Annotated in this window: 19 protein-coding genes; 11 read left to right on the top strand and 8 right to left on the bottom strand. The window is 53.9% G+C overall.

The genetic code is table 11. From position 1 onward, the window contains the following. Positions 1–188: 188 nt before the first annotated feature. The 6 genes from OKW78_RS14320 to OKW78_RS14295 all read right to left on the bottom strand — a co-directional run bounded on the left by OKW78_RS14320 (position 189) and on the right by OKW78_RS14295 (position 12,808). Positions 189–2,246, bottom strand: coding sequence for an AAA family ATPase (locus tag OKW78_RS14320; protein WP_281195745.1), 2,058 nt, complete (start codon positions 2,244–2,246; stop codon positions 189–191). Continuing rightward, positions 2,239–3,150: a hypothetical protein gene (locus OKW78_RS14315; RefSeq protein ID WP_281195744.1), complete on the bottom strand. Its 912-nt coding sequence runs from the start codon at positions 3,148–3,150 to the stop codon at positions 2,239–2,241. The genes OKW78_RS14320 and OKW78_RS14315 overlap by 8 nt, the downstream gene beginning before the upstream one ends. A 1-nt stretch (position 3,151) precedes the next feature. Beyond that, positions 3,152–3,733 carry a hypothetical protein gene (locus OKW78_RS14310; RefSeq protein WP_281195743.1) on the bottom strand — a complete coding sequence of 194 codons (582 nt, stop codon included), beginning with the start codon at positions 3,731–3,733 and terminating at the stop codon, positions 3,152–3,154. Further along, positions 3,726–4,160, bottom strand: coding sequence for a hypothetical protein (locus OKW78_RS14305; RefSeq protein WP_281195742.1), 435 nt, complete (start codon positions 4,158–4,160; stop codon positions 3,726–3,728). The genes OKW78_RS14310 and OKW78_RS14305 overlap by 8 nt, the downstream gene beginning before the upstream one ends. 1,144 nt (positions 4,161–5,304) lie before the next feature. Continuing rightward, on the bottom strand, positions 5,305–8,670 hold the full coding sequence (locus OKW78_RS14300; RefSeq protein WP_281195741.1) for a helicase-related protein: 3,366 nt from the start codon (positions 8,668–8,670) through the stop codon (positions 5,305–5,307). Continuing rightward, the gene (locus OKW78_RS14295; protein WP_281195740.1) at positions 8,663–12,808 is read right to left on the bottom strand and encodes a hypothetical protein; all 4,146 of its coding nucleotides are present in this window, start codon (positions 12,806–12,808) and stop codon (positions 8,663–8,665) included. Before OKW78_RS14295 ends, OKW78_RS14300 begins: the two co-directional genes overlap by 8 nt. 152 nt (positions 12,809–12,960) lie before the next feature. Between OKW78_RS14295 and OKW78_RS14290 the strand changes: the two genes are divergently transcribed. From OKW78_RS14290 to OKW78_RS14270, 5 genes are all read left to right on the top strand, one after another. Further along, the gene (locus tag OKW78_RS14290) at positions 12,961–13,803 is read left to right on the top strand and encodes a hypothetical protein (protein ID WP_281195739.1); all 843 of its coding nucleotides are present in this window, start codon (positions 12,961–12,963) and stop codon (positions 13,801–13,803) included. 219 nt (positions 13,804–14,022) lie between these two features. After that, complete coding sequence (locus OKW78_RS14285) at positions 14,023–14,151, top strand: hypothetical protein (RefSeq protein WP_281195738.1); 129 nt, start codon at positions 14,023–14,025, stop codon at positions 14,149–14,151. A gap of 39 nt (positions 14,152–14,190) precedes the next feature. Then, on the top strand, positions 14,191–15,021 hold the full coding sequence (locus OKW78_RS14280) for an IS5 family transposase (protein ID WP_281195737.1): 831 nt from the start codon (positions 14,191–14,193) through the stop codon (positions 15,019–15,021). A 209-nt stretch (positions 15,022–15,230) separates the two neighbouring features. After that, entirely contained in the window at positions 15,231–15,683 is a 453-nt protein-coding gene (locus OKW78_RS14275; RefSeq protein ID WP_281195736.1) for a hypothetical protein, read from the top strand. 1,157 nt (positions 15,684–16,840) lie between these two features. Beyond that, complete coding sequence (locus OKW78_RS14270) at positions 16,841–17,281, top strand: hypothetical protein (protein WP_281195735.1); 441 nt, start codon at positions 16,841–16,843, stop codon at positions 17,279–17,281. Between the two features lie 9 nt (positions 17,282–17,290). Here the strand turns inward: OKW78_RS14270 and OKW78_RS14265 are convergent, their stop codons facing one another. Next, the gene (locus OKW78_RS14265) at positions 17,291–17,962 is read right to left on the bottom strand and encodes a site-specific integrase (RefSeq protein WP_281195734.1); all 672 of its coding nucleotides are present in this window, start codon (positions 17,960–17,962) and stop codon (positions 17,291–17,293) included. Between the two features lie 288 nt (positions 17,963–18,250). Here OKW78_RS14265 and OKW78_RS14260 point away from each other — a divergent pair, with 288 nt between their 5' ends. From OKW78_RS14260 to OKW78_RS14250, 3 genes are all read left to right on the top strand, one after another. After that, positions 18,251–19,000 (top strand): DUF5821 family protein, encoded by a 750-nt coding sequence (locus OKW78_RS14260; protein WP_281195733.1) that lies wholly within the window; start codon positions 18,251–18,253, stop codon positions 18,998–19,000. 168 nt (positions 19,001–19,168) lie between these two features. Beyond that, complete coding sequence (locus tag OKW78_RS14255) at positions 19,169–19,450, top strand: helix-turn-helix transcriptional regulator (protein WP_281195732.1); 282 nt, start codon at positions 19,169–19,171, stop codon at positions 19,448–19,450. 245 nt (positions 19,451–19,695) lie between these two features. Next, positions 19,696–21,126, top strand: a complete 1,431-nt coding sequence (locus OKW78_RS14250) for a PAS domain S-box protein (protein ID WP_281195730.1) — start codon at positions 19,696–19,698, stop codon at positions 21,124–21,126. A gap of 193 nt (positions 21,127–21,319) precedes the next feature. Here OKW78_RS14250 and OKW78_RS14245 read toward each other — a convergent pair whose 3' ends face one another. Further along, positions 21,320–22,210, bottom strand: a complete 891-nt coding sequence (locus OKW78_RS14245; RefSeq protein WP_281195729.1) for a hypothetical protein — start codon at positions 22,208–22,210, stop codon at positions 21,320–21,322. Positions 22,211–22,776: 566 nt separating this feature from the next. Between OKW78_RS14245 and OKW78_RS14240 the strand changes: the two genes are divergently transcribed. From OKW78_RS14240 to OKW78_RS14230, 3 genes are all read left to right on the top strand, one after another. After that, a complete protein-coding gene (locus tag OKW78_RS14240; protein ID WP_281195728.1) occupies positions 22,777–22,914 on the top strand; it encodes a hypothetical protein in 138 nt (45 codons plus the stop codon). Between the two features lie 245 nt (positions 22,915–23,159). After that, positions 23,160–23,936 carry a ParA family protein gene (locus tag OKW78_RS14235; RefSeq protein WP_281195727.1) on the top strand — a complete coding sequence of 259 codons (777 nt, stop codon included), beginning with the start codon at positions 23,160–23,162 and terminating at the stop codon, positions 23,934–23,936. Beyond that, positions 23,929–24,178 (top strand): hypothetical protein (locus tag OKW78_RS14230; protein ID WP_281195725.1); only part of this gene is annotated, 250 nt, incomplete at its 3' end. The genes OKW78_RS14235 and OKW78_RS14230, both read left to right, overlap by 8 nt.

Raw genomic sequence — 24,178 nt, 5'->3', positions numbered from 1 at the left:
TAAATCTAGTGGCAGCAAACCGTTGGAGATTGGGGAGAAATCCCACGTGTCAAGCGTTCAACCGCGGTGCGTGACAGGTTGTCCGCATCGACGAATACGGTTTCCCCGCGTACAGAAATAGCCCGCGTTCTGCGGTCAATCGAAAGGTCCTGTGGGCCGTGAGATCGGTTCTCGGGGATGGGTTCTTACTATGCCGTCGAACCCTCAAACTCTTTCATCTCAAAAGAGTCCTCATATTCTGTGGGATTGAACGTGTCTGTGTCTGCCGAAGCAATTACAATTTGATATTCTGGGAGAATTTCTGGTAGATGGCTAAGATAATTAGAAATGTCATTCGCGTTCTGCTCGTCCACCTCATTATCGAATGGAGAATCAATAATGAAAAGTCGTAACGGCGGACTATTGACAGATTCGCTCAGTAGCTTGAGTACCGCCGTGTGGAAGAGAAGAGCGTGTAGATTTATTTCCGCGGTACTTTCGTCTGCTATATAGGAGTCCAAAATTTGATCGTTGGTTTTGATTTCGAAGTGATACGAGCCCCCCGACTTGAACTCGACGTTGTGTGCGTTCTTTAGACTGCCCTCCTCAAAGTGATCAAACAACTCTTGAATTTGGCTAGCAATTTTTCTCTTAATTTCCTGTCTCTGGGAATCTCGCGCTTCTGATATGATATCGTTGAAGCGCTTGACGGCATCTTTCCGTGCCACCTTTTCCTTGGCTTTCGCTTTGAGATGCTTTTGTGCCTTTATTTCGAATTCCAATATTTCTAATCTATCTTTGACAGAACCAAGTTTTACTTCGGTTTCAACTGCTGAGTCGCGTAAATCCTGTACTTCGCGGCGTAAAATATCTTGCTCGTCAGCTAACTCGGCCAAGTCATGGTCCTCAATATCCTTTGTAACCCTCTCTATCTCAGATTCGATAGATGATATCTTTTGGTCTAAGCGGGCTTTCTGACCCTCAAGCTCTTGCTCTTTCTCACGGAGTTCTTTTAGTTCCTCAGTGTGCTTCTTGGAAGTCGTGTCGGAGACCTTGTCTGAATCAAGATTCTCTACTTCAGTTCGATACCGATCATCAGGCATCTTCTTAGCACAGAGAGGACAGTCATGCTCTTCCAGAAGGCGCTCTCGCTGTTCCTGATCAACGCGGTTAGTGCAAATTGGACAACGGTCAGGGATAGTCAGAAAGTTCTGGAGTTCTTCGCCAATATCCTCAACATCATCCAACAACTCTGTGTCTTCATATCGCTTAATAGTACGCCGAGCACTGCCAAGTTCTTCGACAACATCACTTCGTTTTACTTTCGCATCTGCTCTACGACTCTCTAATTCGTTCTTGCGCTGTCGGAGACTGTCCAACTCATTTTTCCCCGATAGAGCATCTTCAATAGATTCAAGCCGCTCCTGTTTTCCCGTGAGTTTATTCGTCAGTTGTGACTTCTTTTGTTCAATATTTGTCTTTTCATCCTCTAAATTATCTCTCTCAGCCTGATACTCCCGAAGCTTCTGAGCTGATTTCTCTTCTTCGTCCTGTAGTTCAAGTTCTTCAATCTCAGCCTCTACAGCCTGAACTACTGTTGTTATGTTTATTCCGAAAAGCAAGTCAAGCAAGTCAGAGTGCTTTTCTCCAAGGAATCGCGTGAAATCCTCGGACATCAAGAAAAACAGTGATAATACCTCGTAAGGGTCGTGACCCCTCAGCCGAAGTTGTTGCAGCCCAAATTTCTCAAGTACATCCGACGGATCTGTAAATTCCGTCGAGATCGTTGGTTCTTTTGAATGTCCCTCTAAGAGATATGGTTCATCATCACCGCTTAGCGAACTTCCTTGGCCACTCTGTCTAAGAGTTCTTTCAAGACTGTATGGCGAGTCATCGATTGTCCAATAGCCTTTTGTACTCAGGTTTGACCTATCAGATTTAATGAGATTCGTCATGTCGTAGGCTGATGGATTTTCGGGGAGACCAGCAATATTGTACAATAGAGATTTGACTAAGCTAGTTTTACCCTTTGAGTTCTGTCCATAGAGTATTGTGTCCTGACGGTCGAAATCAACATCCACCTGACTCAAGACTCGGAAGCTTTCCGCGGAGATCCCGTCAAGGCGGACATCTTGGGTAGAAAAGGATACCCCGCCATAATGCTCCAAAAAATAGCTCTTGAAGCGTTCCTGCTGTTCCTCGGTGAACTCTGTCTCACGGTCAATTTTCTCTGCAACCTCGTTGAATACGGGTGGAATTTCAGGCATTGATGGCAATCTCTGTGTTGTCGTCCTTGTTTTCGAAACGCTTCGCTCGGCCGTTGAGCACAATTCGGCCTTCGGGGCAATCAGCAAACTTCGAGATTGTTTTCAGATGGTCGGTAAGGCCAACCTTGGAGGAGTCTGCTAAATCTCGTAGAACGTCATTTTGCTTGAACTCCCATTCGTTCAGGAGCAGGCTATCAAAGCTGTCAAGCTCACTTCTGAACCTTACGAGGAACATCTCTGCTGCCTTACCTGCCGAAACGGCGTATGAAAGATCCCACTCTTGCTGCGGGTCCTCCACGATTTCTTTGTCAAGAACACTCCAAGCGACCAAGCGGTCAATATCTCGTTGGAGACTATCCGACCAAACAAACCCCTCTCTCTTCCTGAATGTGTATCTGAACCCCGTCCTTTCCAGCATCCCAAACCCGAGAGAGGTGGTCGAATTACTGTCTTCTTCGGATAACCTGTGATTCACCAAATAAATTAACGTGTGTACCTTCTCAAGAGGCTGAACCGCACTTTCCCCAGTCCGGTCTTGGTACTGGTCGAAGAATTTTATGAGCATAATGAGGTCAACGAGCTCATCAAGGCCGTAATCCACCACAGAGTACTGGTTAAATGCTTCCTGTATTGGGACATTCCCCTTCTCGAATTTAGCTACGATTTCTTGATCAACCCCTCTTTCTTTAAGCAACCCAACCACTTCGACAGAAGAGAATACATACGTATTCAATAAGTCAAAGTAATTAGACTGGCTATCGTCCACTCCATTCACTGGAGAGTTTGGGTTCTCAATCGCATTCTCATGAATCGGATCGATGAGCGATAGATAATCTTCTAAAGATTCTTCTCGAAGACCCGCCCACTCACCAACCCTACGGACCGCAAGCCATTCCACGCTCATATCATCCAATCACATCTATTGCCTCTGCGGCTTCATGACTCCACTCAATAACAGTCTGAGCGCTGCCATTGGGGTTCACCTGCCAACCCAGATAGGACTGCACACTCTGTTTTAGATCTCCTAGAGAGGTTGCTACTACTGCGTCTGGATAAATGCTTTTTATTTCGCGCTTAATTGCTTCTTGGTCTTCCGACGGATTGACCCAACTGAGAACACAGGCCTGTCGGGGAAGTAATCGAATCTGCAGATTCAGGGAAAGTCGCAGATCATCTTCTAGAATTGTCTCATGGCTCAACAGCCACAGGCTGTGGCTAAGCAGATACTTTTGTGCGTTAACCTGCTCTTCGCGGCTCCCGCCGTTTTCGGGGCAGGACGTCCGTAGATAATCAATAGCATCTTCGTTAGGTGAAGCACTGATTGAATCTCCGTATCCTTGCGTATCAGTGAATGCAGACTCAAGAACTGAGGTAACCGGTTCCTGGAAGCAATTAGCTCCTGACTCACACAGAATAGCAATACCCTCCGTGTGTTCATCGAGATCCTCGCCTCGGGGATATTTTTCTACGAGGACACTATCATCCATTACTTTCCAAGTCGGGAACAAGACTACATAAATTCTTGGTGATTTCAGATATGGACTCAGCAGTAGCAATATCCTCGTGAATAGGCAAAGTAGAGGCTTCGTCGAAATCAGACAGCCATTCTTCAAGTTCCTGAGACAGGTCTTGAGATTCTTTGAATTTTGATTCCGCTAAACGGTCAACTATTCTTTCCCCCCGCGTAGAAATCAGCTCAACACGATCTGTAGAAGAAACGGGATCGTCTCTAAATGAGTGCAAGGCCTGAACAAACTCTTTGATATCCAGCCTGAGCGATTCGGTATCTGTCGTACGCCAAATCCGCCCTCCGAGCAGCACTAAAATCGATTCAGCAAATATGGCTGAGTAAACCAGACCTGCTCCAATATCCACAACCCCGAGAGAGCTATTTGGATACGGGAGAATGAACATCACGTACGCAAATAGGACAGCAGATATACCGAGAGTTGCGTATGCTAAGAATGAAATTAGTTGGTGGCGGGTTTTCTGGAAAGTAATTGAGTAGGTTTGCCTACTTACCCACCCGGTTGTGTAAAATAACCCTCCGAATAGGAGAAGAATAGCCCCTCCCAAGCTCCACATCACCATCTCTTTCGATCCTGGGAGTTGGACGACTGGTGGTGCGCTCGGAATAATAGCGAATAGTATCGTGAACACCTGTGCTACAAGTACAAGCACAAATTCTACTGGCCGACCAAATGTGAGATAGTCGGACGCAGAAATACTATTCAAATTCATTATAAATCCTACTGGACCGCGGCCTCAGCTGATTCTCGGCTTCTATCTCACTCTCCAAATATAGTGGCCCCCACATCGTAATCTCGTATATGTCGTGATGCTCTCGATAGGCCAAATCAATGTCTACAAACATCTGACACCGCTCTTGAATGTGACCACAAGAGACTTCGAGGTCCTTGAAACGGGGATGCTGCGCCATCAGTTCGGGTATCGACCAGCCACTCTCGTCAAGATGTTCAAAGATGGACTCGTCGTCAATTCGTTGCTGGAGTCACTATCACAGCTAGTCAGCCCACCCAAGAGTCCCACAGTGATGCCGATTCGGAGGAATGTCCGCCGTCTCATTACCTGCCCGTCATTTTCCACCCAACAATGATAGAACTACTGGAAAACACAGACAAGCCAACTATCGCACAGATCCCTCTCTCGAAGCGTGTTCAGTACGCACGCTCATTCTCACGGCTGATTCACCGATAGAGAGATGAAAACAGTGCCTTGTGAACCATTCCATGAAGCGTTCTTATGTGACACTCTCCGTTCTCTGGTCATCGAATTGTTACATAAGGGGTTGATCTCGAACGTTGTGTGAATGAAAGCGAAAAACGTCCGTTGCAGGTCTATCGTGCTACCGAGTGGCCGGGATTAGCGCAATAGTCACGACCAGTCAAATCCGTAGGCTGCGACTAGTTCATTCGAAACTATTGGATTTATGAGATTTCCTATGGGACGAGTTACTCCACCGTTTCAGGTTCATACTCTTCACACACTGGGGATTTAGCAGGCTCTACCCTAAAGATCGGATGAACCGAATACCCTCCTATGTACTGAACGTCACTTGAGACATAAGCTGAGGCCGACTCTCTTCCTCTTCATCCTCTTCGGGCGCGACGACCATCCAGCAGATCAGCTTAACCTCCTCTTCCTGAATCCGTGGAAGTGGATCAGGCGCTTCGAACGGCTGGAGACCGAGATCTTCGACTTTCTCGACGAGCTTCCGGGATCTTTCGATCGGGGTGAGCGATTCATCCTCATATATCTCCCGGAGCTCACGTTCGTACCTGCGACCCCACGGAGCCTCGACGGCCTCGACAGTCTCCTGAAGCTCGTCTTGGGTCATATCGTCTGGCCAGTTCTCCCGCAGGTGCTGGGCAACCTCGCGGAACAGCCGTCGGATGTCAGGCTGTACGTTCAACGGGTCGGTCTGTTCTTGCCACTGCGTATAGATGTCCGAACGGGCCGTCTCCCACACATCGTACACGCGGTCGCGCATTGACTCCGGGAGCGTCCGCTCCGTCTCCTCAGTGCACTCGATCCGCTTGAGACAAGTGAGGGTGTCCTGGACGATCTCCTCGTCGTCCTCGTCTGACTCTTCGGGGAGGAACCGCATGAATACCTCCTCGCCGATCCGTGCGCAGAAGAAGTACCCTGGCGTGTCGCCTACAAAACCGGAGCCAGCCGCCCACGGAAGGGACGTGACCTGGTCTTCGCGCGTCTCCATCCCCTTGCGGAGTTCCTGACGGTACTCCTCGCCGGAGTAGGCGGCCGCAGTTCCGCCGCCTTCCTCGTAGAAGTCCTTGTCCTCCTCCTGAATCGAACCGATATCTTCGACTCGCTCCGCGAAGTTCTGGTTCAATGACTCCATGTCTGGGATGACGCCGCCGCTCACGCCAATCGACCGGGCGGCCTGCGTGAGCTTCTGGCGGACGCGGTGTTCGAGTTCGAGGAGGTCGTCGAGGCGATCCTCTGGGAAGAACGTGATCGGGAAAATCTTCGAGTGGGGCGAGTTCACGCGGTCGATACGACCATTCCGCTGGACGACACGCATCGGGTTCCACGGAAGGTCGTAGTTGATCACCGTTCGCGCCTCTTGGAGGTTGACACCCTGGGCGAGCACGTCCGTCGAGATCAGGATGTCGAACTCGTCAGTCGCATCCGGCGGAGCGTCACCCGAGTTCGGCGCGAAGCCATGAACCGCCTTCTCCCGTGTCACGCCGTACTTCGATCCGTCGCCACTAACGGCCGCGATCCGGCCCTCGTAACAGGATAGCTCTTCGTCATCCGCAACGGCCTCCTCCAAATACTCGTAGATCCAGTCGACGGTGTCCTCGTAGTACGAGAACAGCAGCACCTTCCGGTTGCGACGGAAAGCCGCCTCGACTTCTTCGTCGGATACTTCCTCCGACTGCGCGTCAGCACGTGCCTCTGAGACGACCTCCTGAAGCGCATCCCGGAGAGCGTGGAGCTTCTCGTCATCATTGCGTTCGACCTCGGCTGCGCCGTCGCGCCACCGTTCGAGAATCTCGACATCGGTTTCGAGGTCGGCTCGGAGTTGTCCAGGGTCGACATCGGCGGCACTAAGCGGGATGTGGCCGTCCGAAGCGTCACCGAGCGTCTCATCGAACGCCTCGTCGCTGTCCATCTCCACCCACTCGTCAATCGCATCGGGATCGGGGAAGCGGCCCTCCTCCATGAGCCGGAGAGCGGCGCGATTTTGCCGTACCATTCGGTCGAGTGTATTGGCGAAGGCATGGCTCGACGACTCGAACCGCTTGAGCAGACCCGTCCGGAGTAGGCCGACGAGTGAAAGCTCTGAGGCGTCTTCCTCGCCTTCGAGGTAGTACGACGGCCGATACCGGGCCAACGTTAGCTCGGACTCGTCACGGTCTCCTGCGGCCAGCCCACGGGCAACGTCCTCGAAGTATGCGTCCCCGAACGTATCGGAGAACGTGTAATCGACTCGCTTGGGGTTGGGGTCGGGGAAGTTGATCCGAACCGAGCCGCCCTCGCCGTCGGGCATCGTAGCATTCTCGTAATGATTCTTGATGAACCGCCGAGTCCGCCGAACAGTCGTCTCGTCGAGGACGTCGAACAGCATGTCGGGGCTGAGGTCCGAGGGGTCCTCCGACTGCGCCGTCTTGAACCGCTCGCGGAGCGACCGGATGCCCTCATTGGCGAAGGCGGCGTCGTTCTTGATGAAGTAGTTGAGCAGATAGTACAGGTCCCACAGCGAGTTATTCACGGGGGTCGCCGTGAGCATCACCACGTCTTTCGGCGGATCTCCACGCAGGAGCGTCCGGAGTGCGTGGGACTGCTGGGTTCCGGGGTTGCGGAACGCGTGGGCCTCGTCGATGACGACTAATTGGTACTTGTCGACCTCGAGGTTCAACACGTTGAGGTCGCCGCCGAGTTGTCGATCGCGGCGGAGTTGCGCGTACGATACCGTCTCGAACTGGACGCCCCACTCCGATTCCTTCTGGGTCCACATCCCGTCACGGAGGTAGGCTGGTGCCACCACTAACGCCCGCTGGCGGTTCTGTTGAACGTACTGACGAAGGAGCTCACCCGCGATGTAGGTCTTCCCGAGCCCGACCTCGTCGGCGACGATGACTCCGCCGTGTTTGTCAAGGAATCCGCTCGCCCGACGGACGGCGTCCTGCTGGAAGTTCGTGAGATTGATGCCGCCTTCTTCGTCTTCCTCTTCCTCCAGTTCGTCACCATACCGCTCCCAGAGTACGCGCAGATAGATGAGATACGGATCGTAGGGCTCGAAGCGTTCCTCGTACAGCGCGGCGAGATCGAACTCCTCGCTTTCGGCCCAGAGGTCGTCAAACCAGTCTTGGACCTCGCCTGTGACGCGGGGATCGTACGCGCCGATGTTGAGCTCCAGATTCGAGTTCAGGCCTGCGCCGGTGAAGTTTGACGAACCGGCGATTACGCCCTGGTGGTCCGAGAAGAGATACGCCTTCCCGTGGATGAACCGGCTCTCGTGACGGCGGACTTCGACGCTGTCGCTCCGGAGGAAGTCGACCAGCTCTTGGAGGTTGTCGTCGACCTCGCGAGAGAATCCGAGCAGGTCGCGGTCCCGCTTGAGGTTGTGATCGAGGCTTTGGAGGGACTCGTTGATTTGCTTCTGGTTGTACTGCTCGTCTCGTGGCTCTCCGGGTTGCCGCCAGCGTTCTGTCCCTTCGTTGCTTGGCTGGGCACCGACGAGTAACCGGACCTGGTCGACATGATCGAGGCCATCGGAGACCGAGAAGTATCCGCGGGGGTTGAAGTAGCCCGTAACGACGTCAAGGTCGGGGTCGTCGGCGAGCGTCTCGTCGAGATCTTCGAGGTAAGCGTTGATCGCCGTCGAGAGCGTATTCCCGTCGCGGTTGTCAACAAATTGCGGTTGTTCAGTCATCGCTTCGTGTCCCCGCCTGTCGTCCCTCCTCGCGGTCGGCATGGTCGAGGTCAAGCTTGTCGGCCCAGCTCGTGTAGTAGTCAAGGACGCGGTCTAATCGTTCCTCGTAGTTCCAGCCGGTGTGGAACGTCTCAAATATGACTTCGACGTCTTCGCGAGAGAGTCCGTAGAGATGTGCGACGACAGCGTCAAGTTCATAGATTTTCTCTAATTCGTCATTTTCATTGATCGGGCCATAATCCACGCCAACTGCGTCGGCCCAATCAGCATAGCAGTCCTCCTTAGCTGCTAATCTTCCGGAGAGTTCGATAACACGGTTTCTAAGTCTCGAATCATCACCGGGTCGCGGGATTGGGAACGAATTCAGTATATGATAGTTAACGTGGGTCTCGACAAAGCGACGGGCGTACCAATCTAACGGGATGGAAGCGAGAATACCAAGTAGATACGCTTCATCTTTTTCATCTCCGCGTGGCCAGAGGAAATAGGGCGCAGTATTTGCTAAGAATACTTTTGGAGGTACCAGAGCTGTTCGAACTGTTCTCTGATTTGTCCGATTAGTGACATCACGGAAAGCAACTCGCGGGTTCAAACAAGGTAGTGTGTCTCGCTCTGTTAGCCATTCCTCCGACATTTCATAGAAGGCGGATGCCCAATGTTGACCTTTACTCTCACGACGGTCATCCAAGAAGGGAACCAAGACATCCGGATCTCCCCAAGCGTACCGAACTCCTGTATCGTTGATCCAGCTAACTTCATCAGATGGAGCAAATGAAGCGCCTTTGAAGACTGGCCAGAAGCCGTCTGGCGGGTCTTCCGTAAAATGCATCAAGCGAGTCCCATCATCTTTCTTTTTATCATTCGTTCCGTGAAGCTCGGTGTTGGGCCGCGCACGCCACTCATCTGGTTCATCATAATCAAGTGGTGGATGCGTTGACAGCTGCTTGAATACCTCTATTGATGCTGGTTCAGGAGGTAAAAGAGGGAACGCAGCACTTCCTGTCCAATTCCGCGCGCGTTCCAGATCGAAATATGCTGGTCCACGTTCGAGGCCCTCCGCATAGCTCTTCGGATCAGGATACGGACCCCGAAGTGGCAACTTGGTCTCGGCATCAGGTTCGTCTCTTGTGAACCCGAGTAAAGCGATTGTATATCGGGGTTCCATATTGTCGAAAACCCACCCGTCTTTGTTTTTCAGGAAGGTAAGATCTCTTACTCTGCCTTCATTAAGCAAGGTACGGCGAAATTCCTCTGAACCGGCTGCAATGAATGCACTACGCGGTAAGACGACGCCTACTTCACCGCCACGGTTGATAAGCCTCCAAAATCGCCAGTAAAATGCCTTGTACATGTCTGGATCGCCGGTTCCCATACCCGGATAGGGGCCGTTCTTCAAGATTTCACGAACTTTATTCTGAGCCTCAAGTTCCCGTTCGTATTTTTCAACGAGATCCGGTCGCTCCTCACGCAATCGTTCTTTTAGCTGCTCCTGTTCATTTTGCGTCTTCCCCATCAGTCCAGGTTCGTACCGCATCCAAAACTCGTCTTCTTCCAGAGTTGCCTCCTCCCACGGTGGATTGCCGACAATAACGTCGAAACCAGACCTGTCGCCATCAAATACCTCTGGGAATGCCGCAGGGAAATGAAGTGGACGAGTAGACCTCAAGACCTGCTGTGCCTTCTCATAGCAATCTTCTTGGGTGATGTCTATATCCGTGTCGGATACCGGATCTGTGTCAATATCTTCATCGATACGCGACGCAGCGAGAACGTCAAATCGTGCCCGAACCTGCTCAATTTTTTCTTCGATCTCTGTGCGAGTCTTACGAGCCTCCTGTACTTGCTCAGCACTGGCGTCTGCAAAGTTACCCAGTTGGTCGATGTCCTCACGGATCTCCTTCATTACGCTCTGACCGCCGGCAAACATCCCCAACGACGACTGCTCGACATCAAGTATCTCTGTAACCTCGTCCAGTGTTCCGATCCCCGCCAGCGAATCGCCAGTCACGAGGTTGTAGTCGAGGAACGTGAGCGGAAGTCCGGGAACGAACGTATGAACCCAGATCGACAACCGAGCGAGTTCAGTCGATAGCTGATTAATGTCGACACCATAGATACAGCGACGAGCCACCTGACGGCGAAGCAGTTGACCGCGTTCGACCGGCGGCGCGTACTCCTCGCCTTCGAAGGCCTCCAGTGCCGCATCCTCCAGATTATCGAGTTCGTCCTCGACAGGCGACAGTGGGTTCTCGGTCAGGTACGCGTACAGGCGCGACTCGATCCGGTCGACAGCGCCGACGAGGAAGTGCCCCGACCCCATCGCGATGTCGGAGACGCGAAGATCGAAGAACGCGTCCGCGGCTGCGTGCTCGCCTTCCTCTTCGCGGAGCCGGTCGATCCGTTCGAGGTGATCGTCCAGCGCAGGCTCCAAGGAGTGGTCCAGAAGATGCTCGACGAATCGGGATTTCGTGTAGTACGTCCCCGTCGCCTTCCGCTCGCCGGACTGGCCGTGAAGATATATCTCACCCTCGTCGACGATGATCGCCTCGCGTTCTTCCTCACCGAGCGTCTGCTGTCCGTCCAAGTCGACCGGGACGTAGTGTCCCTCGTTGTCAACAGTAAGCGGCTGTTCCGCCAGCGATAGCTCGGACTCCAACAGCCCCTCGTAGATCACACCGAACTCGCGGACGCCGATATTCCGGAAGTCGACCGGCCCCTCATATCCGTCGCCCGTCTCGTCGATTAGCAGTTTCGCCAGGACCGGACCGAACTCAGCGTTGTTAAGTCGAATGTCCGCCAGCTTCGCGCCCGCCTCGGAGATATCCTCGTCCTCGGAGAGCAGACGGCCTTCGTAGGCCGGAAGCCCCAGCTCGTCGTGACCGCGGTGGATGGCCCGCGAGAGGCGCATCACATCGTCCCAGTGGTCGTAGAACGCGGCGTCGAAGCTCCCGTCACCCTCAACGAAGTCGTGGAGATCGTGGGCCTTCTGCTTCAGTGAATCCCGGTCGTACCGTTCGTTACGCCGACGGGGGAGGAACTCCTCATCTTCGGCGTAGGCGATGAACAGCAGCCGGTAGAGCAACACGAGTGTCATCTCGTAGGTCTCGTCCAGCTGCTCTTTCGTCGGGTCGTCGATGTCTCGGGCGCGGGCGATCGCTTCCGCGAGGTCCGGGACGACGTCGTCGTAGATCCGCTCGCGAAGTCGCTCGCCGAGCGCGGCGGCGTAGTCCTTCGACCGCTCCATAATGTCGTGGAGTGTCCCATCTTCGCGGAGCGCGTTCGCAGAGAAGAGTAGCCACAGATATGCCGACTTTTCGTCTGCAAGCAGACTGGTGTTCACCTCGACGTAGGTGTCCGTCCGACCACGGGAGCCGAATCCGGCGTCGGGATTGGTCGTGTACAGCCGGAGCGTGTCGCCGCTGCTTCCGATGACGTATTCGAGGTTCCGCTTGTCGGCCTCGTTGAGCGCATAGGCCACCGGAGACTGGCCCACGAACCGTTCCTGCGCGTGATCGAACGACTCGTCTTCTTGGAGGAACATCGCAACAGCGCGCTCGTGGCCGTCACTCGTGTCCTTCAGCACGTAACTTTGGTCAGTGAGCTGGTCGATCTCGTAGTTGAGTCCCTTGATCAGCTCACGCGGGTCGTCGTCGATAGCCTGATGAGCTTGTTCGGTCGCGTCTTCCCAGTCGTCGCGTCTGGGAACACCGACCTTGAGCTCGTGCGTCGAGAGGAGCCCCTGATTGCGAAGCCCAGTAAGCTCTTCGTCGAGCTGCGGGAGCGTCTCAGTAAGGAATCGCTGAGCTGCGTGCCGGTCGGGCTCGTTGAGGGCGGTGTCACAGACGCGGTCCGCTTGGCCACGGTCGACGTCTCGGTAGACCGGTGGCTCTTCGCCACTCGGCCCGCACAGTCCGGCGTGGTCGTCGTAGAGGGCAACGACGAGGATCGGGTTTACTCGCCCGCCGCGCCGGTCTGCGTACGTCTTCTGGAGGAACTCTTTGGTGGGTCGCTCACCGTGATCGACGACGACGATCTCAAGAGCACTTGATCCGTTTCCTTGGTAGAACTCAAAATCGCCACCATCCCGATCGTAGCTCCAGTGGCGACCTTGACGTGAGTCCAAGAAATCCGAGGGCATGATCCGTGCCACGGCGACCGGCTACATATATTGTTGGGAAGGAGTCAGGAACGAATTTTCGGTTACCCACCGGACGCCGCATAAGCAAGTATGACGCGCGGAGACGACTATGTAGGGAAACTATTATCAGAATTGTCGACACTTAGTCAGATATGTCGACCAACACCCTCCCATCACGGGCGAAACCGGAGGCACTCTACGAGACGTGTCGCTTACTTGGAGATGAGGCGGTGGAACGCAGCGAGCTCTATGACCAGACGGATTTTGATAGGCGACAGATAGCAGCAGCCTGTGATTACGGAGAGCTTCTGGGGTTCCTCGAGTACGTCGACGAGAGTCAGCAATCGCCGCAGGTTAAGCTGGGTGATCTTGGCCACGCGCTACGCTATGCGGATTCGATGGAGGAATCGGGCGTTCAGAATGCGTTCAAACGCGCAATTGAGATGTATGCGCCGTATCGCAACGGTTTCCTATCGATTGTGCAAGAAGAGAAATTCGAGGAATCGGACGGAGAGCGATGGATCACAATCGACGACCTTTCCGACGCGGTGAGTACATATTTTGCTCACCCTGTTCAGAATCGAGAGATCAACCTGCTATTGAAAACAGCCGAGGCCGCTGGACTGGGCACACGGACGGTGGGTCGTCGCGGATATCCAACACGCCTCGTAATAAATTCTAAATTCGACACCTTCGCCTCCTCGTTGGTGGACTCGTACGAACTCCCGGAGCCTACAGAAGTAATTGAGGAGCCAGGCGAACACGACTCAGACTCAGAGGAACCAACTGCGGAACCTACTGAAGAGCCAGAGCAGGACGGAGACGACGAGCACACAGACGAACCAGTAACGGAATCCCCCGAGAACGAAACGGCGTCTCTCCTCGCGAAGCTACGCTCAGAGAATGTCACGCTTGAGGTTGCAGTCGATATCAGCGAAAAGACCGACCAAGAGATACTTTCGATTATCGACGAGATCGAGCACATCGCGGATTGATATCTCTCCAAACGGGACGATCTTGAGTCGGCGGGCTCGTCGACGAAAGACTACAGCGAGACCGGATTCCGTTCCTGTCCGACGCGGACATCGAGACGCTGCGCGACGACGACGTGCCGCTACAATCCGAACACAAACGAAGGCACCGTCGCTCTCATTACCCGATCCGCGCAGAATAGTGCGGGACACCCTTATCCGTCGACAGTTTCATGTTAGGGTATGGACATCAATATCGATCTTGAATTTGATGAAGGCGACTTCAACCGGGCAATCGCTGAGGCAGCGGAAAAGAAGGTACAGGAATACCTTGAGACTGCTCTGTTGAATCCGCAGAAGGCGGCGGAATAGCGTCGCTGTAAAGGTGGAAGCGAAGCGGAAGAGTCGAATGTGACCAACCTACTCTTCCGCTTCGTTAAGCAAGCCGCGTCGCTGGCTCAAAAGCGCTGTGCCGCCAGTCCAACGGCGGTGAGTGATCCGACTGGCAACGGATTTCCCGGCTGGAAGCATGTCACGCTCCACTTTTTGCGGGTTCACATGGATGCGACGTACCGTGAAATCGTGGATTGGGCGAGTGAAATGGATCGTATTCGCGGGTTGTTACAGCTGTCACGGACGGCATTTCCCGCACCCTCAACGCTGTACCGGTCGTTTGAGAGGGTGCCCATGTCCGTGTGGCGCGGCTTGCTTCAAGCGACTGCTCAACAGTGCGATCCGGGCTCGCATGGAGCCATCGATGCCACGTTCTTCGACCGCGAAACGGCATCGAGACACTACCAACACCGCTCGGATCGCCACATACGCACGCTGAAAACGACGGCCCTTGTCGATACAGACTCGTGTGCCGTCCTCGACATTCACTGTTCGGCACACTGGCCTCACGACACCCAGACTGGCCGTCGAGTTGCCCTTCGCAACACCGAGAAAATCGAGAGTCTCGCCGGCGACAAGGGCTATGACGATCAATCTCTCCGGGACGCCCTCCGATCAGAGGGCGTCCGGCCCTTGCTGCGTCATCGGCTGTTCGCTGCCTACGATCACGCGCACAACGCACGGTTGGACAGCGAATTATACGGTCAACGCTGGATGGCCGAGACTGTCTTTTCGGCCATCAAGCGTCGGTTCGGCCCCGCTGTCCACCCTCGCGCATGGTACCGCGAATTCCGCGAGCTCGTGTTGACCGCCGCAGTTTACAACCTTGAGCAGGCTCTCAAACAGTGATCCCCGCGCCATCATCGGATTCAACAAAGCACTTGAGACAGAAGCGCAGGCAGGCCATTTTGAATGCCCGGAGTGTGGGAACGATGTGCTTGACATCGAATCGTGGACGGAACACGGGAATATCCGAGCAGCAGGCGTATGTCAAAACTGTAACGAACAGGTCCCTATCGAAGTAGATATGTCTGATATTAAGGAATTAAAGTAAAATCATGGTAGACTGGGCGACTGTTGGAGCTTCTGTTGGGCTATCTGTCGTCGGCTCTTTGATTGTCACCGAATTTCAGATCCGTCGAGAACTTTCCGTGGAGGAGTCTCAAGAGATCGATGATTGGTACGATCAATCAGCGGCATATGCGGCTCAGATACGCCGAATCTGGCAGCTACAATGGGACCAAGCCGACGTACCGGGTCGGAATTTTTCAAAGCTTTCGAGTAAGATATCGCTTCAAGAAACTCAAATATCGCAGCATGCGTCTTCCGGGGAGCAATTAGCTGGGGTGGATCAAGATGTTGTAGATGCGCTCGATCAAGTAGCCAACGAGTGCCGCAGCCTAAGCGAGCATTCAAGACATCTAAACGACATCGAAGAGATTCAGGAAATACGTGACAATATATTGGAAGCTGTAGGGGAATTAGAGGAGAAGCTCGATATTCACACTTGAATCCGATTCAGTAAGGCACCGTTCTTGTCACTCGCTGACTCTTCTGGGCGTGGCTTGGCACGTAGCGCCGACGATACCGGTCGGGCGAATACCGGTTACTCCTCGCCACGTGGCGAATTCCCCGTCCAGAAAACCGGAGTTATCTGAACAGCTGATTTATGCCTAGAAATTGCTCATTTGAAGGCCTACGCCCTAGTATGTCTATCCTCAGACTGTTTGAGAAGTGACTCGGGCATCAAGATATCGACATCGGCGATGATTTAATTATAGTGGGCTATAACATCCAGTTGCTAGTGGATGTGGGCTCTGGCCGTTTGTGCCAGAGACCCCGTTCTTTTCGCCGATTAGATCCTACTGGGCTTCGCACGAGACTGCTACTGGCTGTACATTACTTCCCGTACCTTGCTCGGGGTGTAATGAGTCGGTCTTACCGGGTTTAGGTACTCAGCCGACAGTAGATACCCATCTCGCGTGTATCCCGTGCCGATGTTCCGCAAGATACGTTCAGAAGTGTAGCCAACGATTTCGACGTATCGAGCTGGGGCGTTTGTTGCGCAGAGCACAAAGTAATTCGCCTTATCGAGTTCTTCAGCCCTTACCGACTGTTCAGGTGAACGCAGATCTCGCGTCGCTTTTACCTGAAAGGTGTCTGTACCATCTCCCCACTTTGCTGGTGCGATGACATCAACACCATCGTCACCGCAATAGTCCGGATATATCTGGAGATCAACTGTACCATTCCGCCACGTGGCAACTGCCACCTCGCTAGCGATGCCAAGGAGGTGATTCCGATAGGATCGATCAGAGCAATCCTGTGGCGATCGTTGGCGCGCATGTTCGGTCAGCATCTCACTAATATGCTGATCGAACTCAACTCGTGCGTAATTCGCTCGACCGACATCGGCGGCCGATTCGAGCGGTAATATTGGCGACTGTCCGCTTGGGTCACTGCGCTCATCCGAGCGCGGGGAGTCTGGCGTGGACATAGATTTGTCTAATTGGTGTCCCGCCATCACACACATTTGCTAGTGGATGTGGGCTCTGGCGGGTCGACGCCTGTTGAACCAGGCAAACGAACGAAGCGCAGCATCAGGAAAAACTGTTCCGGACCCTCACAATCTGTGAATTATATAAACGCTCTCTTAGATTGTTAAATCATGAACGAACGGTACGACCAATTTGACCGTGTCTACCATATGTACGATGGAAAAGAGGGTGAATGCGCACTGGTGTATACCGGAGAACAGTACGGTGTACTGACCTCTAATGACGAGATGATTGAATTTGAAAAGAGGACGCCAGCAAGCATTTATGCCGGTCTCAGAGCGCTATATGGGAATATTGGTCTCGTAGATGATCGACAACTGGTTCCATTGGAGATAGCAATCAATGGGAAAGCAGCGATAACGACGTACGAGTACATGGCCCACTATCAATATTACAATAGCACTGGTCATGATTACAATGCTGCCAGGAAAGAGATAGCTGAAATCACTGGAGTATCGCACAAGACAGTGCAAAAGTATTTGCGCCGAATCGCACGCGAAGCTAATGAGATTAAAATCGGGGGAGAACGCGACCACCTGTACTGGCTTTGAACCTATAGCCTAGTACGGAGATTGAGTTCGGACTGTCGGCTCAAATACTGGTCCTGCGTCAGCCTGTGAGTTAGCCACCCCTGAGACGAACGAGAGCTTCTCGCGTTCTCTCTCGGCAGCTGCCGGACTCATCTCGCCGAGGTAGCTGTCTCGGAAGGTAGGCCAGTCTTCCCAGCCGCCCCAACTCATCACGACGGCCGGGAGAACGCCGCAGTCCCAGAGTAAATGCCCTCCCCAGGTACGTCGGAGGTCGTGTACATCGAGGTAGGTCCATCCCTCGTCGCCGGTCTCGGCGTACTGCCGCTCGGCGGCACGCTTCACCCACCGGTAGATCGAATTCGGCTCGACATCGATAATCGGTTCATCGGGATCGCGGTCGTAGGAGATCGTTCGGACTGAGCTGGCGAGTTCCTCTGGAATCGGTGTCTCGCGGTACTTCCCGCGCTTCGCGTAGTCATTCCAGACGCGCAGGAACCCGTCGGGGGCGTGAGTGAAGTCGTTCGCGGTGACGCTCGCGATTTCCTCGCGCCGGAGGCCGGCCTGCGCTCCGAGTCGAAAGGCGATCTCCTGTTGCGGAGACTGCGCCTCATCAATTAGAGCTCCGACCTCGTCGTTCGCTTCGGTCTGGTTGAGCCAGACACGCTTCGCATCTTCGCGCTCCGGGTAGTCGTCGAGGCGCATAGTAGGCTCTACCGGTTGTGCCTACAAAAAACCATGTAGAATAGTGTACCTAGGGCGTAGTTTGGGGACGGATCGGGCCGTATCGGTAGGCGAATCACGGATTCTACTACCCCGGATCGAGGTTCACTACTGCGACCAACAATCTGCTTCCTATGAGTGTACTTGAAACGGGAAAGTCAGCTCTCTCCCGTAACTGGCGAGGTAGTCCAATCCTCAGATACCATGTCTATTAAGTACATATCGGAAAAGTTACAGAACATGGCCAGACAACACATTTCCACTCAGATGATGCCCGAACGAGACGAGCCAGCACTGTATATCAATCCCCGCTCTGAACAAATCGCAGCCTTCGCAGAGGAAGCAGTAACGGTTGAGGACCAGTCCAAGGTCCGGCTGCTCGCAGACTCAGATGAAATCAAAGACGCCCTCTACAGCTTCCTCACGGCCTCAAAGATAGCCGAACTCATCCACCGGGAGCAACTCAGCCTCCGAACACTCACGGAGCCAGTCCAGAATACCATCTTCACAACCGAGTCTGAGGCTGTAGTTCCCGTGATGGACAAGCACAGTATTTCGAGCTCAGACCCCGAGCTGGTCTCATCAGTCTACGGTGAGTTCGACTCCCGATTCGAGGCTGCCGAGCAGTATCACCTCCGGACACCTGCCCTCTCAGTAGTGAAACAGACGCTCCGAGAGGAGATCGGCGACGATGTCGCAGACGAGTTCGACGAGGTCCTCGCACACGCTGAAGACATTTCCAACAGCAACGAATACCTCAGCATCGTCAAGGTTATGCTCATCCTCGCAGCCCGCAACGAGGTCCTCCTCTACGACATCTCAAAGTGGGGCGAAGATACAGAGATCGCTTCGAAAGCAACCTTCTCACGAGCCAAATCAACACTCGAAGACGCTGACCTCATCGAGACTGAGAAAGTCCCAGTAGACATCGGCCGTCCCCGACTTCGGCTCATCGCAACCGACAAGCTCGCGACAGCAGACCTCAAAACGCTCTCCACCGAGATCCGGTCTCTGCTGTAGCATCCACTCCACGGTACCCCGGCTATAGAGACGAGAGAACGGTGCTTCACCGACTCAAGCGTGAGGTGAAGTAGCCAAAATCACTGCGTAGAGGGGTGTGAGACGGATTCTATGACACGCAGCCTCCAGATCAATAGTATTTCAAAACTCGGATACGTAAATTGTGATATGTATGACCTCACAGGCTTTCAGCGAGACCTACTATACGTAGTTGCCGGACTTGATGACCCTCACGGGCTCGCGATCAAGGACGAGCTCGAGGACTACTACGAAAAAGAGATTCATCATGGCCGGCTCTATCCAAATCTCGATACGCTCGTTGAGAAGGGACTCATCGAGAAGAGCCAGCGCGACCGACGGACCAACGAATACAGCACTACTCGTCGTGGCACTAGAGAGATTGAAGCGCGGGCTGAATGGGAAGCCGGGTATATTGACCACGGCGAGTGACTGAACTGCTGTACTCAGGTACAGATCACTCCGGTAATTAATAGGGATTGTAGGCTCGTTGAATTCCTCTTCTTCGGACATATTCTTGCCTGAAACAGCCGGTAGACTGTTACTGCGAATTGACCGTTTACTACGGCTCGTTCAGTTGTTCTGGTCCCGTGCTGTCATCGGATTCACCGAACCACATTCGACACTATCCATCGAGGGCTATGATTGTTTTATATGTACAAGACATATGAGCACCAATGAGAGACAGTACGACTTCAAACGGAGATAATAAACGGGGGGCTGACTGGTATCGGACACTCGTTGAGGAAGTGAACGACCTTGCGACAGTCGCCGATACCGATGGAACGATCACCTACGTCAGTCCAGCCGTCACGCGCGTTCTCGGTTACGATCCTGACGAGCTGATCGGTCACGAAGGGTACGAATTCGTCCATCCCGACGATCGAGAGCGAAACGCTGAGGCGGTCGAAGCGGTTCTGTCGAACCCGTCAGAACCAGAGACCGTCGAAGTCAGATTCAAGCACGCTGACGGATCGTGGCGCTGGATCGAAGCCACGATGCGGAATCGACTTGACGACGGCCTCATTGATGGGATTCTCCTCAGCAGCCGGGATATCACCGAGCGAAAAGAGTACGAGAACGACATTCGGGAACTCGCCGAGGAGTACGAAGCCCTCTTGGGTAATGTGGAGGACGCGATCTTTCTCGTAAATGTCGAACAGTCGGACGGTGATGTCCGATTCGAATTCGAACGGCTCAGCCCGTCTTATGAGCGGCAAACAGGGATTACGACTGAAGAAGTACAAGGGCGGACGCCGCGAAACGTATTCGGCGACGAGCAAGGGGCAGACCTCGAAGCAAACTATCACCGGTGTGTCAGCGCTGGTGAGCCAATTTCGTACCAAGAGGAGCTACGGGTCAATGAGGAGGCACGTTTCTGGCAGACGAAGCTCGCGCCGGTGGTCACCGGTGACGAAATAACTCGCCTCATCGGGGTCACTCGGAATGTCACCGATCGCGTTGAACGAGAGCGACAGTTACGACAACAGAACGACCGGCTTGACGAGTTTGCAAGTGTTATCTCTCACGACTTGCGTAGCCCGCTCAACGTCGCACAAGGTCGTGCGGCACTCCTTGCCGAGCAAGCAGAAAGCAAACATCTCGATCCCCTCTTGCGATCGCTAGATCGAATTGAAGCGATTGTCGAGGATACGTTGACTCTCGCACGTCAGGGAAACACAATAAGCGAAACAGAGCCGATCAGTTTGACCGATCTCATCGGAAAGTGTTGGGCCACAGTAGACACGAGCGACGCAACCATCGACATCGTCGACGAGATGACGTTCCAAGGTGACCCAGACCGGTTACGACACGTGTTCGAGAACCTGTTCCGGAACGCTGTCGAACACGGTGAGTCTGACGTGACCGTTCGTGTTGGGCGTCACGGCGAACAGGGGGTATACGTCGAAGACGACGGGCCAGGAATCCCAGCAGACAAGCGCGAAGAAGTGTTTGAACCGGGCCATTCGTCGGCTAGTGGTGGCACTGGGTTCGGGTTGACTATCGTAAAACGAATCGTGGAAGCTCACGGGTGGGAATTGTCCGTGACTGATGGAACGGATGGTGGCGCACGGTTCGAGATCACTGACATTGAATCCGCTGGTTAGATCCGCTGTACTGAGCGATTGGTAGTGTAAACTATCAGCTGCTGATGGTTTCAACAAAGCCGCAATGCTTATTATTCAGACCGGGGTATCTACACGTGAGGATGCGGGAGAGGGGGTTAGCGTAACGCGCCGCCTCTCCCGGCTAGGATAGTGAGGTAGTGGCTCACGGTCCGACGACATCCGGTCTTTGTATCTAGAACTCCTCAAGTAGATACGATCGGACAGCGTCATCCGCAATTTGTTCCACATGGTCTCGGAATGGGTCTCTGTTTATTGGTGATGGGTTTCTAGGAATGCCCTTTCCCAGAATCCAGGCGAGTACACGGGAACGACCACCTTCTTCGCGAATTGGTCGCACTGAGTCGAGTCGGTAGGGGACCTCTGCTTGGGGGGCTGGATCTACCCATGACGGGTCGAACTCAAGAACTTGAGACGGGAGGTCAGATTGACTGCTTTCCAGCTGGTGGGCAATGTGGCCAGCGATGTAGTCCGCAGTATTCGTCGCGGGATATGTTCGATCAGCATTCTCCATGAATGTCAGCAAGACCGGGCAGATAGACTGCTGGAAACTAGTGTCGAATGCTGAGGGCACCTGTAGCTTCAGTTGCTCGAAGTAGTTACTGTGAGAATCTTCGATACCATCATGAAGAAAGGCTGTCCGACCACATCCATGCGCGATATCTCCGGTCTGCAATGGATTGGTAATCGATTTTTTCGCAGCAGTAACCGCACATGTTGCGAGTTCAGCAGCCCGATACGGACCTTCCCAAAGGATAGCGCTCCAAGAAACCGGGAGAGATCGAAGATCCTCAATAAGTCCTTGAACCCGTGTAGCACGCTCTTGTGGGGAGACACCGCCGTAACGGAGCAGTGACGATGACTTGTGCTCAAACGGGTAGAGGTCATGATCAATCAGAGCCCGAAGAAGGGAGATATCGTTCTCTCGAGCGGTACGAACAGCGACCACGATGGTGTATCGTGTTCCTCCAATCGTTGTGAAGGACTCGTCAAGACCGATCAAATTCGGAGCGCGCTGCTTCTCGCCATTGCGGACTAGCCTTACGTCGCGCAGCGGCGCACCCATCTATAAATCCGAAGTACAGATTAGCCTATACAACTTGCTATTGAGATGAACGAATGGACTGCCCGTGTCTACAAAGACGTCGAGAGTAACAGCTAACGACAGTGCCGGCAGGGGACGCAATTACCGAGGCCACGGTGACATAAGCTTGTGGGACTGGTCCCTCTGTCGAGTTATCGTATTCTGATAGGTTGTAGAGAAACCTGTGATTGAGAACTGCGATCAGCCATCCGCAGAGGAGAGGGAATTTCATCAACCTCTACAAAGATAACCGTCGAGTGGACCCCCTTCGATTCTGGTGGCGTACCGGTTTCGTAGTATTGTTTTGCCCGAGGTCTACCAGTTTCACCCCGGCCTGACTACGCTTATGTAATTAAGAGCCGTCCGGTTTTGTGTAGCATCTAAGGTGGAGCCATCGGCCGCTAAAGATGTTATATCAGAAATCAGGTAAGTAGACGCCGGTCGGGTCCAAACATCCGAACCTACAAGGGCCCGCCTCGTCTTCAACTGAAACGCGACGCAGGGGGCCCACCCCTATGCACGGTGAGATACCCTGTGTCGCCCATACGATGAGCGACAGCAACAGCGATCCGGATGAGCAACCCGGATCAGATGACGATGAAGAGTCGCCCTCGCTACTGGAGCAGCTGACGATGACGAAGATGTGCGTCGAGATCGTCGTCATGCTGGAGAAGTTGCTCCGGTAGTAGAAGCAAGTGGGCACCCAACTTCGTTGGGACCCACCCCTATGCGTGTATATTTTGGTGCGTCCATCATATAAAGACGTGTCGTACAGCGGAAGTAGTCAGTAGTTGTCTCTTCCACCTAGCCGTACCTCTTCTACCGATTGGCTTCTTAACGTTATCGTTGACACCTATACCTCTCGTCTTCGATGGTAGTATGGGCGTCTGACGTGCTTTTATCTTTGCGTGCTTGGAACGTAAATCGTTCCATGAAGTCATTCGCCGTGGCGAACCAGAAAGGGGGTGTCGCAAAGACGACGAACACGATTAACCTCGCCGGGGCTCTCGCCGACCGAGGGTACGACGTGCTCGCCGTCGACGCCGATCCACAAGGCTACCTGACCAACACACTCGGCTTCCGCGATGCGTACGCCGCGGAGCCGCCGTCACTATACTCGTTGTTCAACAGCCCGCACGAGCACGACGCCAGCGACGTGATCTGTGAGCACGCAGAGTTCGACGTGCTCCCGTCGAACGTAGACATGTTCCAGTTAGAGCAAAACCTGATTGCGAGCGGCCGCCGGCCGCGCCAGCGCCTCGAGGACGTCTTCGACGATCTCAGCGGCTACGACTACGTCTTCGTCGACGCCCCGCCGTCGCTCGGCCCGATCAACGATAATGTCCTTCTGGCGTGTCGAAACCTCCTCATCCCCGTGGAGGCAGCGGAGTCGTCAATGCTCGCGCTCGAACACCTCCTCAACCAGATCGAGTCACTCGAACGCGACTACGACGTCCAGCTGCGCGAGCAGGCGGTGCTCATCTCGAACGTCAACTACCCGTTAGACAACGAGCAGCGAGAGGCCATCGACTGGTTCGGTGAGACATTCGAGGGGCGCTGTCCGATTTTCGAGATCCGGAAGCGCGCTGCGATCAAGCGCACCCTGAATAACGGCGCGTCGCTGTTCGGCGACGATGCGGAGGAGTGTGACATGCGCGCGGTGTACGAGGACGTCGCCGAGACGCTCGACGAGGTGGCCGATGACTGACGACGACCAGAAGGACGACCTCTCCGAGCGGCTCCGCGGCCGGTTCGACGATCCCAGTGATAACCAGGCGGACGACGTCGACGAGACGGATGATCAGGAAGCACCTGACACCACGCAATCAGAGCAGCCCTCACAATCCATGCCCGAAACAACTTCACAGAATTCAAAGAATAAAAAGAGCGAGAAGAACGCAAAGAACGAGATGAACGCAAAGAGCGAAGAGAACGCAAAGAACGAGATGA

This window comes from Halorubrum sp. F4 (genome assembly GCF_027257195.1).
Taxonomy (GTDB): domain Archaea; phylum Halobacteriota; class Halobacteria; order Halobacteriales; family Haloferacaceae; genus Halorubrum.
This window is presented reverse-complemented; position numbering and strand designations above follow the sequence as displayed.

Excerpts from the sequence above, each read along its gene's own strand:
- OKW78_RS14265 (WP_281195734.1), bottom strand. The coding sequence starts at position 17,962 with ATGCGCCTCGACGACTACCCGGAGCGCGAAGATGCGAAGCGTGTCTGG.
- OKW78_RS14315 (WP_281195744.1), bottom strand. The coding sequence starts at position 3,150 with ATGAGCGTGGAATGGCTTGCGGTCCGTAGGGTTGGTGAGTGGGCGGGT.
- OKW78_RS14270 (WP_281195735.1), top strand. The coding sequence starts at position 16,841 with ATGAACGAACGGTACGACCAATTTGACCGTGTCTACCATATGTACGAT.
- OKW78_RS14285 (WP_281195738.1), top strand. The coding sequence starts at position 14,023 with ATGGACATCAATATCGATCTTGAATTTGATGAAGGCGACTTCAACCGG.
- OKW78_RS14250 (WP_281195730.1), top strand. The coding sequence starts at position 19,696 with ATGAGAGACAGTACGACTTCAAACGGAGATAATAAACGGGGGGCTGAC.
- OKW78_RS14235 (WP_281195727.1), top strand. The coding sequence starts at position 23,160 with ATGAAGTCATTCGCCGTGGCGAACCAGAAAGGGGGTGTCGCAAAGACG.
- OKW78_RS14260 (WP_281195733.1), top strand. The coding sequence starts at position 18,251 with ATGCCCGAACGAGACGAGCCAGCACTGTATATCAATCCCCGCTCTGAA.
- OKW78_RS14255 (WP_281195732.1), top strand. The coding sequence starts at position 19,169 with ATGTATGACCTCACAGGCTTTCAGCGAGACCTACTATACGTAGTTGCC.
- OKW78_RS14290 (WP_281195739.1), top strand. The coding sequence starts at position 12,961 with ATGTCGACCAACACCCTCCCATCACGGGCGAAACCGGAGGCACTCTAC.
- OKW78_RS14305 (WP_281195742.1), bottom strand. The coding sequence starts at position 4,160 with ATGTTCATTCTCCCGTATCCAAATAGCTCTCTCGGGGTTGTGGATATT.
- OKW78_RS14245 (WP_281195729.1), bottom strand. The coding sequence starts at position 22,210 with ATGGGTGCGCCGCTGCGCGACGTAAGGCTAGTCCGCAATGGCGAGAAG.
- OKW78_RS14295 (WP_281195740.1), bottom strand. The coding sequence starts at position 12,808 with ATGCCCTCGGATTTCTTGGACTCACGTCAAGGTCGCCACTGGAGCTAC.
- OKW78_RS14240 (WP_281195728.1), top strand. The coding sequence starts at position 22,777 with ATGAGCGACAGCAACAGCGATCCGGATGAGCAACCCGGATCAGATGAC.
- OKW78_RS14320 (WP_281195745.1), bottom strand. The coding sequence starts at position 2,246 with ATGCCTGAAATTCCACCCGTATTCAACGAGGTTGCAGAGAAAATTGAC.
- OKW78_RS14300 (WP_281195741.1), bottom strand. The coding sequence starts at position 8,670 with ATGACTGAACAACCGCAATTTGTTGACAACCGCGACGGGAATACGCTC.
- OKW78_RS14275 (WP_281195736.1), top strand. The coding sequence starts at position 15,231 with ATGGTAGACTGGGCGACTGTTGGAGCTTCTGTTGGGCTATCTGTCGTC.
- OKW78_RS14310 (WP_281195743.1), bottom strand. The coding sequence starts at position 3,733 with ATGGATGATAGTGTCCTCGTAGAAAAATATCCCCGAGGCGAGGATCTC.